This is a genomic window from Arthrobacter tumbae (assembly GCF_016907495.1).
In the GTDB taxonomy this organism is placed as follows: domain Bacteria; phylum Actinomycetota; class Actinomycetes; order Actinomycetales; family Micrococcaceae; genus Arthrobacter_D; species Arthrobacter_D tumbae.
Map to the genome: position 1 here is coordinate 2,264,778 of NZ_JAFBCC010000001.1, position 15,982 is coordinate 2,280,759.

The window sequence follows — 15,982 nt, forward strand, 5'->3', positions numbered from 1 at the left end:
TCCATGGGCGAAGATTTGCGGTTCGGACGAATTCCCATCACCAGGGTGTCTCCGGTGGTCGAGGGCGGGCGGTTCCCCTCGAAGGCCGTACCGGGGTCGGACATCGTGGTGGGGGCAACGGTTTTCCGGGAAGGGCACGATCAACTCGGTGTATCGGCTGTACTGCTCGACCCACAGGGTGCGGAAGTGCAGCGGGTACGGCTGGCGCCCCTCGGGATGGGAACGGACCATTATGAAGGCAGGCTGCGGCCCCCGGCCGTCGGGCTTCATTCCTTCCTGATCGAAGGCTGGAGCGATCTCTACGAAACCTGGCACCACAACGCAACCGTAAAGATTGAAGTGGGTGTCGACGTCGAGCTGATGCTCGAAGAAGGCGCGGTGCTCTTCACCTCCCAGGCCTCCTTCCGGCCGGCATCCGAGAAGGACCTTTTCCTCTCCACCGCTGAGCGGCTCCGGAACCGGGAGCTGCCCATCGATGAGCGCCTTGCCGCCGGGCACAGCCCGGACATTGTTGCAGCGGTTGAGCGCGAACCGCTGCGGGATCTGGTTACGCCGTCACGTGCGTACCCGATCCTTGTGGAGCGCGAGGCCGCCGGCCGTGGCGCGTGGTACGAGTTCTTCCCTCGCTCGGAAGGCGCCAGCTATGACCCCGGCACCGCACAATGGACCTCGGGGAACTTCGTCACCGCAGCGACAAGGCTCCCCGCGGTCGCGCAGATGGGTTTCGACGTCGTCTATCTCCCTCCAATCCATCCGATCGGAACGTCGCACCGCAAAGGCCCCAACAACACGCTGAACGCAGGGCCGGGCGATCCCGGTTCCCCGTGGGCAATCGGCGCCCCGGAAGGTGGCCACGACGCCATCCACCCGGACCTGGGTACCTTCGAAGACTTCGACGCCTTTGTCCGGCGGGCGCAGGAACTGAACCTCGAAGTAGCCCTGGATCTGGCGCTGCAGGCTTCCCCGGACCATCCCTGGGTCACGGAACACCCCGAATGGTTCACTACACGCGTGGACGGTTCGATCGCCTACGCCGAGAACCCGCCGAAGAAGTACCAGGACATCTACCCGATCAATTTCGACAATGATCCGGACGGCATCTACAACGAGGTTCTGCGCATTGTCCTGTTGTGGGTGAGCCATGGTGTCCGCATCTTCCGTGTGGACAACCCGCACACCAAACCGGTGCAGTTCTGGGAATGGCTCATCGCGCGGGTGAACAGGCAACACCCCGACGTCGTCTTCCTGGCCGAGGCGTTCACGCGGCCGGCCATGATGCACGCCCTTGGGCGGGCAGGCTTCCAGCAGTCCTACACCTACTTCACCTGGCGGAACACCAAGGAAGAGCTGGAGCAGTACTTCACCGAGGTCAGCCGGGACACGGCCGCATTCTTCCGCCCCAACTTCTTTGTGAACACGCCGGACATCCTGACCGAGTACCTCCAGTACGGTGGGCCGGCGGCGTTCAAGGTGAAGGCCGTGCTCGCGTCCATGGCAAGCCCGCTGTGGGGTGTGTACTCCGGCTATGAGCTGTACGAGCACGTTGCCCGGCCGGGTGCGGAGGAGTACATCGACAATGAGAAGTTCGAGTACCGCCCCCGTGACTACGAAGCCGCCGAAGCACAGGGGCGAAGCCTCGCACCCTTCCTCACCCGGCTGAACGAGATCCGCCGCTCCCATCCGGCACTCGGTGATCTCGAGAACCTTACGGTCCACAGCAGCACGGATGAGGCCACCCTGGTCTTCTCCAAGCACAAGGAAAATCTGGGCGAGGACGGCCAGGAAAAGGACACCTTGATCGTCGTCGTCAATGTTGATCCGCATAGCGCACGGGAGTCCACCGTGTCCCTCAATCTCGGTGCCCTCGGTCTTGCCGGCGGGGACTGGAATGAGGATGGCACGTTCTGGGTGGATGACCTCGTCACCGGCCAGAGTTGGCAGTGGGGAGCCCACAACTATGTCAGGCTGGATGCCCATGTGGAACCGGCTCATATCCTTTCCGTCAGGAGGACTCGTTAGTGGCGAATCCGTTTCAGCTGCATGCCCCGGGCCTTGCGCATGACCCGCATTGGTATCGCAAGGCAGTGTTCTATGAAGTGTTGGTTCGAGGTTTCGCCGACGCAAACGGCGACGGGTCCGGAGACTTCACCGGCCTGATCGACAAGCTCGATTATCTGCAGTGGCTCGGAGTCGACTGCCTCTGGCTGCCTCCGTTCTTCAAGTCCCCGTTGCGCGACGGCGGCTATGACATCGCGGACTACTATGACGTGCTCGATGAATTCGGCAGTCTGAGCGATTTCAAGCGGCTGGTAGCCGAAGCCCACGCACGCGGTGTGCGCGTCATCATCGACCTTCCGCTGAACCATACGTCGGACAAACATCAGTGGTTCGAGGAGTCACGCACGGATCCGGACGGGCCTTATGGTGACTTTTACGTGTGGAGCGACACGGACGAGAAGTACCAGGACGCCCGGATTATCTTCGTTGACACGGAGGAGTCCAACTGGACCTTCGATCCCGTCCGCCGGCAGTTCTTCTGGCACAGGTTCTTCAGCCACCAGCCTGACCTCAACTTCGAGAACCCCAAGGTGACGGAGGCATTGTTCGACGTCGTGCGCTTCTGGCTGGATCAGGGAATCGACGGCTTCCGCGCAGACGCCATCCCCTACCTCTTCGAGGAGGAGGGCACCAACTGTGAAAACCTGCCCGCCACCCACACGTTCCTCAAGGACCTGCGGTCCATGGTGGACGAGAACTACCCGGGGCGTGTGATCATCGCTGAGGCAAACCAGATGCCGGACCAGGTGGTGGAGTACTTCGGCGACGACGACGGCGCGGAGTGCCACATGTGCTTCCACTTCCCGATCATGCCGCGGCTGTTCTACGCGCTGCGTGACCAGAAAGCTGCCCCGATCATTGAAACGATGGCGGAGACCCCGGACATCCCGGCCGGCGCCCAGTGGGGCACTTTCCTCCGGAACCACGATGAGCTCACGCTCGAAATGGTCACCAATGCGGAGCGCGAAGCGATGCTCGGGTGGTATGCCCCAGACTCCCGGATGCGCGCCAATGTCGGTATCCGCCGTCGGCTCTCGCCGCTGCTGGACAACTCACGGGCCGAGGTGGAACTCATCCATGCACTGCTCCTCTCGCTGCCGGGAAGCCCGTTCCTGTACTACGGCGATGAGATCGGCATGGGCGACAACATCTGGCTTGAGGACCGCGATGCCTCCCGCACACCGATGCAGTGGAATCCGGACAGGAACGCAGGTTTCTCAACCGCAGATCCCGGCAAGCTCTACCTTCCGGTCGTTCAGTCGCTCGTCTATCACTACAACCACGTGAACGTCGAAGCGCAGCTCGCAAGCTCGAGTTCGCTGCTGCACTGGATGCGGCAGATGCTCGCTGTGCGGCGATCGCATCCCGCATTCGGTCTCGGCTCCTACCGCAACGTACCCACTGAGGCCGAGCCGGTGCTCGCATTCATCCGTGAGGTCCCGGAGGACAACCCCGAAGGGGAACAGCCCGAAATCATCCTCTGCGTGTTCAACCTGTCCCAGCATCCGGTGGCTGCACGACTCCACCTGCCCGAGTACTCAGGCAGGGGGCTGCGGGACCTCTTCGGCGGTACCCCCTTCCCTGCATTCGGTGAGGACGGCGATCTCACGCTGACACTGGGCAGCCACGACTTTTACTGGCTGCGGCTGCGCTCGGCGAGTTCCAATGTGGCGTCGCCACTTACCGAAGCCATCCCCGTCATCCCTATCTCGAAGGCAGTGCAGTAATGGCCGAATCCACGTCATCCGTTCCCGAACTGCTTACAAATTGGATGCCCAGCCAGCGCTGGTTCCCTTCGAAGGGCAGGGAAATCTCCCTGAGCCGCGCCGGTGGTATCCGGCTTGAAGACCCAGCAGCTGAGGTGGGGCTGGAGGTGCATCTCGTTGCGGTCGAGTCCGGAAGAAGGCTGGACGTCGTCAATGTGCCGCTTACTTTTCGATCGGAGCCTCTTGAAGGGGCCGAATCGGCGCTTCTGGGGGAAACCGACCACGCCGAACTCGGACGCAGGTACGTCTATGACGGCACCCATGATCCCGTGTTCATCGCCGCGTGGCTCGAGCTCATCCGAACCGGGGGCGGCACGGATGACGGCCGAACCAGGGCAACATCACTCGGTGGCTTCCCGTCCACCGACGCCGTGGCGCCGTCGGCAGATATCTCGGTACTCGGCGGCGAACAGTCAAACACATCGGTTGTTATTTCCTCCGGCGAGACACCGACAATCCTGAAGTTCTTCCGCGTCCTGGCCGCGGGGGAGAGCCCCGATGTGCTGGTGAGCGCAAAGCTCACCGATGCCGGTTCCACTGACGTCCCGCAGACTTTTGGTTGGGTGATGGGCAGTTGGCAGGACACCAGGTCCACCGACGAATGGGTCACTGGGCATCTCAGCGTGCTTCGCGAGTTCATTCCGGGCAGCAAGGATGCCTGGCGGCAGGCGATCACTGCTCTGGAGGCGGGGCAGCCATTCACCACGGAGGCGGGTGAGCTTGGCCGTGTCATCGCACGCATCCACAACCAGCTCGCACATGCCTTCGGGAGCCGCGCCGCAACCGAGCAGGAATCAGCTGAGTTCAGGGAGTCCCTGGCCAGCCGTATCGAGTGGGCCTGGCGTGAAGCGGGAGCCACCGTAGGGCCGTACGACGAGCAGATCCAGGCGGTCATCGGCGAAGTGCAGGAGTTGAAAGCGCTCCCGGAACTGCAACGCATCCACGCGGATCTGCACCTTGGACAGATTCTTGCAACCCGCGAGGGTAGCTGGCTCGTCCTCGACTTCGAAGGTGAACCACTGCGGCCGGCATCCGAACGAAGTGTGCCGGATGTCCCGGTCCGCGACGTCGTCGGGCTTGTACGGTCTCTGGAGTACGCAGCGGGAGTGGGCGTACATGAAACGGTGGTCCCGCCATCGGCCGCTGAGGCTTGGGCCACGGATTCGGTGGCTGCCTTCCTCGACGGCTATTCCAGTGAGGCTGGAACAACGGTCGATCGCGCGGGTTCCCTTTTCCGTGCGCTATGGCTTGACAAGGCACTCTATGAGGTGGTGTACGAATTGAGAAACCGGCCAGATTGGGTGGATGTACCCGTGTCAGCAGTTCGGCGGATGCTTAAGGGCGGCGGTTCCGCCAAGGAGAAAACATTGGATCAGGCCGGCGAAGCGAGCGGGACGGCCGCGGCGCAGGACCAGGCCACCACGGCGCCTCCCGGTGATCCTATCCAGGTGGATCCGGATGTTCTCCAGCAAGTCTCCGAAGGGCGGTACTATCAACCGCACGCCGTTCTCGGAGCTCATCTGGACCACCATGGGCACGTGACCATCCGCACCCTTCGCAGGCTCGCGGAACGCGTCACTGTGGTGACCGGCACCGGCCGGATCGAGCTGAGCCACGAACACAACGGCATCTGGGTTGGCACGGTGGAACCTGAACGGCCGGGACATGTGCCGGACTACCGCCTGGAAGTGGTGTACGACGGCGCGCCGCAACTGGTTGATGATGCCTACCGGTTCCTGCCCACTCTGGGCGAGATCGACATGCACCTGCTTGCGGAGGGAAGGCACGAGACCCTCTGGACGGCGCTGGGTGCTCATGTGCGCCGCTACGCTTCCACCCTGGGCGACATCGCTGGAGTCAGCTTCGCTGTGTGGGCTCCGAATGCACAATCAGTCCGGGTCAAGGCCGACTTCAATGGCTGGGACGGTTCGGTCCACGCCATGAGGTCGCTGGGCAGCTCCGGGATCTGGGAGCTTTTCGTTCCGGGCGCAGAGGCAGGCGCCCGCTACAAGTTCGAAATCCTCGGTCGTGATGGGCAATGGCGTGAGAAAGCCGACCCGATGGCACGGGGTACAGAGATCCCGCCGCTCACCGGATCCCGGGTTGTGGAGTCACGCTACGTATTCGAAGATGATGAGTGGATCCAAAAGCGGGCCTCCAATGATCCACACAACGGCCCGATGAGCGTCTACGAAGTTCACCTCGGGTCCTGGCGTCTTGGACTCGATTACAAACAGCTCGCTGAACAGCTGGTTGAGTACCTGCAGTGGCAGGGGTTCACCCACATCGAGCTTATGCCGGTCGCTGAGCACCCCTTCGGTGGTTCGTGGGGCTACCAAGTGACGTCCTACTTTGCACCGACGGCCCGGTTCGGCCACCCGGACGACTTCAAATACCTGGTGGACAAGCTGCACCAGGCGGGTATCGGCGTAATCATGGACTGGGTGCCGGCCCACTTCCCCAAGGACGAATGGGCTCTCGCCCGGTTCGACGGCGACACTCTGTACGAGCACGGCAACCCGCAGCTGGGCGAGCATCCCGACTGGGGCACACTGATTTTTGATTACGGTCGGCGGGAAGTGCGTAATTTCCTGGTGGCCAACGCCCTGTACTGGCTGGAGGAATTCCACATCGACGGGTTGAGGGTCGACGCCGTCGCCTCGATGCTGTACCTGGACTATTCCCGCGAGGAAGGACAGTGGCAGCCGAACAAATTCGGGGGCCGTGAAAACCTTGAGGCGATCTCGTTCCTTCAGGAGGTCAATGCCACCGCGTACAAGCGTGTGCCCGGCATTGTGATGATCGCCGAAGAATCAACAGCGTTCGACGGCGTGACCCGCCCAACAGCGCAGGGCGGGCTGGGATTCGGCATCAAGTGGAATATGGGCTGGATGCACGATTCCCTGCAGTACATTTCCGAGGATCCGATCAATCGGATGCATCATCACGGCAAGGCTACTTTTTCGATGGTGTATGCCTACACCGAGAACTTCATGCTTCCGATCAGTCATGACGAGGTCGTGCACGGAAAGGGCTCGCTGCTTCGCAAGATGCCGGGTGACCGGTGGCAGCAACTGGCTAACGTGCGCGCCTACCTGGCATTCCAGTGGGCGCACCCGGGCAAGCAGCTCATCTTCATGGGCACCGAGTTTGCGCAGGAGTCGGAATGGTCCGAGCAGTACGGGCTGGACTGGTGGCTGTCGGACACTATCCCGCATAAGGGCGTGCAGACCATGGTTCGGTCACTCAACTCGATCTACAGGGATACGCCGGCACTGTATGTGCGGGACAACGATCCATCAGGGTTCCAGTGGATTGATGAGAATGACGGTGCCCACAACACCCTGTCCTTCATCCGCTGGGATACCCAAGGCAATCCCCTTGTCTGTGTTGCGAATTTCTCGGGTTCGCCCCATGAGGGTTACCGGGTGGGCATGCCGTGGTCGGGGCAATGGACCGAACTGCTCAACACGGATGCCGAAGAATACGGCGGATCTGGTGTACGAAACATGGGCCTCGTTGAAGCCGTCGAAGGAGCGCACCACGGACTGCCGGCGTATGCGGATCTGCGGGTTCCGCCGCTGGGAGTTCTCTACCTCACACCGGCCCAGGTCTAGCCCGGGAAGGCCCCCGGAAGCCGGATTTACAACTCCGCTTCCGGGGTGCTAGAGTTTATATCCGCGCCGACGATCACTTCGGATCAGGCCAACATCCACTACTCGTGAAAATCAGATCCAATTCTGGTTGCAGCGGATCGTGTGTGAAGGGCGGATTTGACGGGGTGGGGTTTGGTGGGTAAGTTTGAAAAGTTGCTCCGGAGCGATGATGCGGCCTTGAGGGTTGTGTTTGGTGCCGGGTGCTTCTGTTGTTTGAGAACTCAATAGTGTGCCATGTTTGTTGATACCGATTGTTTTTTGATTGGTTGATTTGCTGGTCATCTCACCCCGTGGGGTGGCTGGTTTTTTGGCTGGTTTCGAATTTTGTGCAGCATGGGTTTCTCTTTTTCCGGGGGGTTCGTGTTGTGTTCGTAGTTTTTTACGGAGAGTTTGATCCTGGCTCAGGATGAACGCTGGCGGCGTGCTTAACACATGCAAGTCGAACGATGATCCCTAGCTTGCTGGGGGGATTAGTGGCGAACGGGTGAGTAACACGTGAGTAACCTGCCCTTGACTCTGGGATAAGCCTGGGAAACTGGGTCTAATACTGGATACGACCTTCCATCGCATGGTGGTTGGTGGAAAGCTTTTGTGGTTTTGGATGGACTCGCGGCCTATCAGCTTGTTGGTGGGGTAATGGCCTACCAAGGCGACGACGGGTAGCCGGCCTGAGAGGGTGGACGGCCACACTGGGACTGAGACACGGCCCAGACTCCTACGGGAGGCAGCAGTGGGGAATATTGCACAATGGGCGCAAGCCTGATGCAGCGACGCCGCGTGAGGGATGAAGGCCTTCGGGTTGTAAACCTCTTTCAGTAGGGAAGAAGCGAAAGTGACGGTACCTGCAGAAGAAGCGCCGGCTAACTACGTGCCAGCAGCCGCGGTAATACGTAGGGCGCAAGCGTTATCCGGAATTATTGGGCGTAAAGAGCTCGTAGGCGGTTTGTCGCGTCTGCCGTGAAAGTCCGGGGCTTAACCCCGGATCTGCGGTGGGTACGGGCAGACTTGAGTGATGTAGGGGAGACTGGAATTCCTGGTGTAGCGGTGAAATGCGCAGATATCAGGAGGAACACCGATGGCGAAGGCAGGTCTCTGGGCATTAACTGACGCTGAGGAGCGAAAGCATGGGGAGCGAACAGGATTAGATACCCTGGTAGTCCATGCCGTAAACGTTGGGCACTAGGTGTGGGGGACATTCCACGTTTTCCGCGCCGTAGCTAACGCATTAAGTGCCCCGCCTGGGGAGTACGGCCGCAAGGCTAAAACTCAAAGGAATTGACGGGGGCCCGCACAAGCGGCGGAGCATGCGGATTAATTCGATGCAACGCGAAGAACCTTACCAAGGCTTGACATGAACCGGAACGGCGCAGAGATGTGTCGGCCACTTGTGGCCGGTTTACAGGTGGTGCATGGTTGTCGTCAGCTCGTGTCGTGAGATGTTGGGTTAAGTCCCGCAACGAGCGCAACCCTCGTTCCATGTTGCCAGCGGGTTATGCCGGGGACTCATGGGAGACTGCCGGGGTCAACTCGGAGGAAGGTGGGGACGACGTCAAATCATCATGCCCCTTATGTCTTGGGCTTCACGCATGCTACAATGGCCGGTACAAAGGGTTGCGATGCTGTGAGGTGGAGCTAATCCCAAAAAGCCGGTCTCAGTTCGGATTGAGGTCTGCAACTCGACCTCATGAAGTCGGAGTCGCTAGTAATCGCAGATCAGCAACGCTGCGGTGAATACGTTCCCGGGCCTTGTACACACCGCCCGTCAAGTCACGAAAGTTGGTAACACCCGAAGCCGGTGGCCTAACCCTTTTGGGGGGGAGCCGTCGAAGGTGGGACCGGCGATTGGGACTAAGTCGTAACAAGGTAGCCGTACCGGAAGGTGCGGCTGGATCACCTCCTTTCTAAGGAGCGCCTACAACTGTCCGTGTTCCACGTTGTGTGGGGTGTGGGGGTTGTCAGGAGTATGCCCATTGCGCAGGCGTTTGTTCTGCGGTGGGTGCTCATGGGTGGAATATCAACGAATTGATGGCTGCTGGTGCTGGTCGTGTTGAGTACGGGCTTGTGTCCTTCTGCTGGTCCCCTGTGTGGGGGTTGGTGTGGGGGGTGTGGGTTTGGGAAAGGCGTGGTTGGTGGTGGTGGTTTCATTGTGTGGCACACTGTTGGGTCCTGAGGCAACAGGAGTCTGCATCCTTTTGGGGGTGTGGGTTGTTGGGGTTTCTGGTTTTCCTGGGCATGTCTGCTCACGTCTTGATCCTGTTTGTTTGGGGTTGTGGGGTGTGGGTGGTGTGTTGACTGGGGTTGTTGTTTGAGAACTGCATAGTGGACGCGAGCATCTTAAATTTTGTGTATGCACGCAATCGTTTGTCGTACTGCTTCCTTTGGGGGGTGGTGTGGTGGTTGTGTGTGATCGTCAAGTTTTTAAGGGCACACGGTGGATGCCTTGGCATCAGGAGCCGAAGAAGGACGTGGGAATCTGCGATAAGCCTGGGGGAGTTGATAACCGAACTTTGATCCCAGGATGTCCGAATGGGGAAACCCCGCTCAGCGCGCGAGTGACTGGGTGACCCGTACCTGAACACATAGGGTGCGTGGGGGGAACGTGGGGAAGTGAAACATCTCAGTACCCACAGGAAGAGAAAACAATAGTGATTCCGTTAGTAGTGGCGAGCGAACGCGGATGAGGCTAAACCAGTGGTGTGTGATAGCCGGCGGGCGTTGCATCTCTGGGGTTGCGGGACTTTCCGTATCAGTTCTGCCGGACTGGTGAAGTGAGTGCAGGCGTATAGGTGAACGGGTTTGAAGGCCCGACCGGAGTGGGTGAGAGTCCCGTAGCTGTAATGCGTGCTGCCGCTTGGAGAGTATCCCAAGTAGTACGGGGCCCGAGAAATCCCGTGCGAATCTGCCAGGACCACCTGGTAAGCCTAAATACTCCCTGATGACCGATAGCGGACCAGTACCGTGAGGGAAAGGTGAAAAGTACCCCGGGAGGGGAGTGAAATAGTACCTGAAACCGTGTGCCTACAATCCGTTGGAGCCAGACTTGTTTTGGTGACAGCGTGCCTTTTGAAGAATGAGCCTGCGAGTTAGTGTTACGTCGCGAGGTTAACCCGTGTGGGGTAGCCGTAGCGAAAGCGAGTCTGAATAGGGCGAGTGAGTGGCGTGATCTAGACCCGAAGCGAAGTGATCTACCCATGGCCAGGTTGAAGCGACGGTAAGACGTCGTGGAGGACCGAACCCACTTCAGTTGAAAATGGAGGGGATGAGCTGTGGGTAGGGGTGAAAGGCCAATCAAACTTCGTGATAGCTGGTTCTCCCCGAAATGCATTTAGGTGCAGCGTTGCGTGTTTCTTGCCGGAGGTAGAGCTACTGGATGGCCGATGGGCCCTACAAGGTTACTGACGTCAGCCAAACTCCGAATGCCGGTAAGTGAGAGCGCAGCAGTGAGACTGTGGGGGATAAGCTTCATAGTCGAGAGGGAAACAGCCCAGACCACCAACTAAGGCCCCTAAGCGTGTGCTAAGTGGGAAAGGATGTGGAGTTGCTCAGACAACCAGGAGGTTGGCTTAGAAGCAGCCATCCTTGAAAGAGTGCGTAATAGCTCACTGGTCAAGTGATTCCGCGCCGACAATGTAGCGGGGCTCAAGTACACCGCCGAAGTTGTGGATTTCAAATGTTAGCCAAGCCGGAGACTTGTTCTCCTGAGTTCAGGCGTTTGGAGTGGTAGGGGAGCGTCGTGTGGGCAGTGAAGTCGCGGTGTAAACCAGCGGTGGAGCCTACACGAGTGAGAATGCAGGCATGAGTAGCGAAAGACGGGTGAGAAACCCGTCCGCCGAATGATCAAGGGTTCCAGGGTCAAGCTAATCTGCCCTGGGTAAGTCGGGACCTAAGGCGAGGCCGACAGGCGTAGTCGATGGACAACGGGTTGATATTCCCGTACCGGTGAAGAACCGCCCATACTGAACAAGGGATACTAACCACCCAAACCACCTTCCCGTGGTCTTCGGACCCAGTGTTGGTGGGGAGCGTGGGACCTGATCTTGGGAGGTAAGCGTATTAACAGGTGTGACGCAGGAAGGTAGTCGGGCCGGGCGATGGTTGTCCCGGTCTAAGGATGTAGGAGGGACCATAGGCAAATCCGTGGTCCTGGTTTGGATACCGTCTCTGAGACCCGATGGGCCCCGCTTTTTGGTGGGGATCCGATGATCCTATGCTGCCTAGAAAAGCATCGGCGTGAGGTTCCAACTGCCCGTACCCCAAACCGACACAGGTGATCAGGTAGAGAATACTAAGGCGATCGAGAGAATTATGGTTAAGGAACTCGGCAAAATGCCCCCGTAACTTCGGGAGAAGGGGGGCCCCAACCGTGAACCACACTTGCTGTGGGGAGGCGGATCGGGGCCGCAGAGACCAGGGGGAAGCGACTGTTTACTAAAAACACAGGTCCGTGCGAAGTCGCAAGACGATGTATACGGACTGACTCCTGCCCGGTGCTGGAAGGTTAAGAGGACCGGTTAGCCCTTACGGGCGAAGCTGGGAATTTAAGCCCCAGTAAACGGCGGTGGTAACTATAACCATCCTAAGGTAGCGAAATTCCTTGTCGGGTAAGTTCCGACCTGCACGAATGGAGTAACGACTTCCCCGCTGTCTCAACCATAAACTCGGCGAAATTGCACTACGAGTAAAGATGCTCGTTACGCGCAGCAGGACGGAAAGACCCCGAGACCTTCACTATAGTTTGGTATTGGTGTTCGGTGTGGCTTGTGTAGGATAGGTGGGAGACTGTGAAGCTTGGACGCCAGTTCAGGTGGAGTCATCGTTGAAATACCACTCTGGTCACTCTGGATATCTAACTTCGGCCCGTAATCCGGGTCAGGGACAGTGCCTGATGGGTAGTTTAACTGGGGCGGTTGCCTCCTAAAAAGTAACGGAGGCGCCCAAAGGTTCCCTCAGCCTGGTTGGCAATCAGGTGTCGAGTGTAAGTGCACAAGGGAGCTTGACTGTGAGAGAGACATCTCAAGCAGGGACGAAAGTCGGGACTAGTGATCCGGCGGTACATTGTGGAATGGCCGTCGCTCAACGGATAAAAGGTACCTCGGGGATAACAGGCTGATCTTGCCCAAGAGTCCATATCGACGGCATGGTTTGGCACCTCGATGTCGGCTCGTCGCATCCTGGGGCTGGAGTAGGTCCCAAGGGTTGGGCTGTTCGCCCATTAAAGCGGTACGCGAGCTGGGTTTAGAACGTCGTGAGACAGTTCGGTCCCTATCCGCTGCGCGCGTAGGAAATTTGAGAAGGGCTGTCCTTAGTACGAGAGGACCGGGACGGACGAACCTCTGGTGTGTCAGTTGTACTGCCAAGTGCACCGCTGATTAGCTACGTTCGGATGGGATAACCGCTGAAAGCATCTAAGCGGGAAGCCTGCTTCAAGATGAGATTTCCATACACCATTTGGTGTGAGAGGCCCCCAGCCAGACCACTGGGTTGATAGGCCGGATGTGGAAGCGAGGACTAACGACTCGTGAAGCTGACCGGTACTAATACGCCGATAACTTGATACACACAAAACACTTTTATGCTACGCGTCCACTATGCGGTTCCCAACCAACAACCCACCAGGGAACACAACACAACTACATACCACAGTTGTAACCACACAAGTTTTCCCACCCACACACCAAGCAACACCAGGTGCGCGGGGTCGGGTCACAGGGTTACGGCGGTCATAGCGTGGGGGAAACGCCCGGTCCCATTCCGAACCCGGAAGCTAAGACCCACAGCGCCGATGGTACTGCACCCGAGAGAGTGTGGGAGAGTAGGACACCGCCGGACAACACTTAAGGAAAGGCCTCACCGTGACGGTGAGGCCTTTCCTGCTTTAACCACCCCGATCAACACCCACTACAGTTCCACTATGGACAGCCTCTTCTCCCACAGCGACGCCGACCCCACACACCCGCAACCAGGTGTAGGGCTTGGTCCGTAGCGGTTTCTTCGAGGCTGCCGGCATGGTGGATGAAAGTATCACCGGTTCATCGACTCAAGGCGGTACGGGCAAGCGGCGGGATCCGATGGGGCTCCTGGTTCGGGCTCGGTCTGGTTGATAAGCCTGCCTACGTCCGCGGCGATATTGACGTCTGGCTGCCGAGGCTGTCCAGCCGGACAGACTGATCACACTGGTCGCAGGCGTATGAGTGAGATCTTCCGCACATAGTGGACTGTGCAGCTCGGCCAGGGAAGCAGTTTGCCCCGGGCGTCGTCATTCTGAGCGTGTCGGGAAGGTGGGCCCGAATCATCCGAAGGAACGCCTTCCTCCATCGTCGTCCGGACCCGCTTGTGGTTGACGTCACTCCGTTGCACGAACTGCTTGCCCGCTGAAAGTGCGCACCCAGCGGGGCTGGATCCGTGCAAACGCGGGGTTTTTGGGGCCAGGAACCGCTGATTTGCCCGCCCCCGGATCGACGTGTAATGTTTTCTGAGTCGCCGCGGCCGGGACTGCGAAAGTTACCGGCAAGAGCGACAGACTCCCAACATTATCTGGATGTATTCCTTCATGGAGTGCGCCTGGTGTGGGGAGTGGCCACCGTGCCACACTCGCTCAGATGGCCCGCGAGGGCGGATTTGACGGGGTGGGGTTTGGTCGGTAAGTTTGAAAAGTTGCTCCGGAGCGATGATGCGGCCTTGAGGGTTGTGTTTGGTGCCGGGTGCTTCTGTTGTTTGAGAACTCAATAGTGTGCCATGTTTGTTGATACCGATTGTTTTTTGATTGGTTGATTTGCTGGTCATCTCACCCCGTGGGGTGGCTGGTTTTTTGGCTGGTTTCGAATTTTGTGCAGCATGGGTTTCTCTTTTTCCGGGGGGTTCGTGTTGTGTTCGTAGTTTTTTACGGAGAGTTTGATCCTGGCTCAGGATGAACGCTGGCGGCGTGCTTAACACATGCAAGTCGAACGATGATCCCTAGCTTGCTGGGGGGATTAGTGGCGAACGGGTGAGTAACACGTGAGTAACCTGCCCTTGACTCTGGGATAAGCCTGGGAAACTGGGTCTAATACTGGATACGACCTTCCATCGCATGGTGGTTGGTGGAAAGCTTTTGTGGTTTTGGATGGACTCGCGGCCTATCAGCTTGTTGGTGGGGTAATGGCCTACCAAGGCGACGACGGGTAGCCGGCCTGAGAGGGTGGACGGCCACACTGGGACTGAGACACGGCCCAGACTCCTACGGGAGGCAGCAGTGGGGAATATTGCACAATGGGCGCAAGCCTGATGCAGCGACGCCGCGTGAGGGATGAAGGCCTTCGGGTTGTAAACCTCTTTCAGTAGGGAAGAAGCGAAAGTGACGGTACCTGCAGAAGAAGCGCCGGCTAACTACGTGCCAGCAGCCGCGGTAATACGTAGGGCGCAAGCGTTATCCGGAATTATTGGGCGTAAAGAGCTCGTAGGCGGTTTGTCGCGTCTGCCGTGAAAGTCCGGGGCTTAACCCCGGATCTGCGGTGGGTACGGGCAGACTTGAGTGATGTAGGGGAGACTGGAATTCCTGGTGTAGCGGTGAAATGCGCAGATATCAGGAGGAACACCGATGGCGAAGGCAGGTCTCTGGGCATTAACTGACGCTGAGGAGCGAAAGCATGGGGAGCGAACAGGATTAGATACCCTGGTAGTCCATGCCGTAAACGTTGGGCACTAGGTGTGGGGGACATTCCACGTTTTCCGCGCCGTAGCTAACGCATTAAGTGCCCCGCCTGGGGAGTACGGCCGCAAGGCTAAAACTCAAAGGAATTGACGGGGGCCCGCACAAGCGGCGGAGCATGCGGATTAATTCGATGCAACGCGAAGAACCTTACCAAGGCTTGACATGAACCGGAACGGCGCAGAGATGTGTCGGCCACTTGTGGCCGGTTTACAGGTGGTGCATGGTTGTCGTCAGCTCGTGTCGTGAGATGTTGGGTTAAGTCCCGCAACGAGCGCAACCCTCGTTCCATGTTGCCAGCGGGTTATGCCGGGGACTCATGGGAGACTGCCGGGGTCAACTCGGAGGAAGGTGGGGACGACGTCAAATCATCATGCCCCTTATGTCTTGGGCTTCACGCATGCTACAATGGCCGGTACAAAGGGTTGCGATGCTGTGAGGTGGAGCTAATCCCAAAAAGCCGGTCTCAGTTCGGATTGAGGTCTGCAACTCGACCTCATGAAGTCGGAGTCGCTAGTAATCGCAGATCAGCAACGCTGCGGTGAATACGTTCCCGGGCCTTGTACACACCGCCCGTCAAGTCACGAAAGTTGGTAACACCCGAAGCCGGTGGCCTAACCCTTTTGGGGGGGAGCCGTCGAAGGTGGGACCGGCGATTGGGACTAAGTCGTAACAAGGTAGCCGTACCGGAAGGTGCGGCTGGATCACCTCCTTTCTAAGGAGCGCCTACAACTGTCCGTGTTCCACGTTGTGTGGGGTGTGGGGGTTGTCAGGAGTATGCCCATTGCGCAGGCGTTTGTTCTGCGGTGGGTGCT

General features: G+C 58.8%; 5 protein-coding genes and 4 rRNA genes. 8 read left to right on the forward strand and 1 reads right to left on the reverse strand.

Annotated elements, in window-relative coordinates:
• Positions 1-3: 3 nt before the first annotated feature.
• The 3 genes from JOD47_RS10915 to glgB are packed head-to-tail and all read left to right on the forward strand — an operon-like array spanning position 4 to position 7,441.
• Positions 4-2,019, forward strand: coding sequence for an alpha-1,4-glucan--maltose-1-phosphate maltosyltransferase (locus tag JOD47_RS10915; protein ID WP_204536631.1), 2,016 nt, complete (start codon positions 4-6; stop codon positions 2,017-2,019).
• Positions 2,019-3,785, forward strand: coding sequence for a maltose alpha-D-glucosyltransferase (gene treS, locus JOD47_RS10920; protein WP_204534234.1), 1,767 nt, complete (start codon positions 2,019-2,021; stop codon positions 3,783-3,785). The genes JOD47_RS10915 and treS overlap by 1 nt, the downstream gene beginning before the upstream one ends.
• Positions 3,785-7,441, forward strand: a complete 3,657-nt coding sequence (glgB, locus tag JOD47_RS10925) for a 1,4-alpha-glucan branching protein GlgB (protein WP_204534235.1) — start codon at positions 3,785-3,787, stop codon at positions 7,439-7,441. The genes treS and glgB overlap by 1 nt, the downstream gene beginning before the upstream one ends.
• A gap of 111 nt (positions 7,442-7,552) precedes the next feature.
• On the opposite strand, the gene JOD47_RS10930 is transcribed toward glgB, so the two are convergent.
• The gene (locus JOD47_RS10930) at positions 7,553-7,762 is read right to left on the reverse strand and encodes a hypothetical protein (RefSeq protein ID WP_204534237.1); all 210 of its coding nucleotides are present in this window, start codon (positions 7,760-7,762) and stop codon (positions 7,553-7,555) included.
• A gap of 96 nt (positions 7,763-7,858) precedes the next feature.
• On the opposite strand from JOD47_RS10930, the gene JOD47_RS10935 reads away from it, so the two are divergent.
• The 5 genes from JOD47_RS10935 (at position 7,859) to JOD47_RS10955 (ending at position 15,882) form a co-directional block, all read left to right on the forward strand.
• Positions 7,859-9,381, forward strand: a 16S ribosomal RNA gene (locus JOD47_RS10935).
• A gap of 507 nt (positions 9,382-9,888) precedes the next feature.
• Positions 9,889-13,038 (forward strand): 23S ribosomal RNA (locus JOD47_RS10940).
• A 154-nt stretch (positions 13,039-13,192) separates the two neighbouring features.
• Positions 13,193-13,309, forward strand: a 5S ribosomal RNA gene (gene rrf / locus JOD47_RS10945).
• A gap of 183 nt (positions 13,310-13,492) precedes the next feature.
• Entirely contained in the window at positions 13,493-13,648 is a 156-nt protein-coding gene (locus tag JOD47_RS10950) for a hypothetical protein (protein WP_204534239.1), read from the forward strand.
• A 711-nt stretch (positions 13,649-14,359) separates the two neighbouring features.
• A 16S ribosomal RNA gene (locus tag JOD47_RS10955) occupies positions 14,360-15,882 on the forward strand.
• The 16S, 23S and 5S rRNA genes sit together here, the layout of an rRNA operon.
• Positions 15,883-15,982 lie beyond the last annotated feature (100 nt).

Excerpts from the sequence above, each read along its gene's own strand:
- JOD47_RS10915 (WP_204536631.1), top strand. The coding sequence starts at position 4 with ATGGGCGAAGATTTGCGGTTCGGACGAATTCCCATCACCAGGGTGTCT.
- JOD47_RS10930 (WP_204534237.1), bottom strand. The coding sequence starts at position 7,762 with ATGACCAGCAAATCAACCAATCAAAAAACAATCGGTATCAACAAACAT.
- glgB (WP_204534235.1), top strand. The coding sequence starts at position 3,785 with ATGGCCGAATCCACGTCATCCGTTCCCGAACTGCTTACAAATTGGATG.
- JOD47_RS10950 (WP_204534239.1), top strand. The coding sequence starts at position 13,493 with ATGAAAGTATCACCGGTTCATCGACTCAAGGCGGTACGGGCAAGCGGC.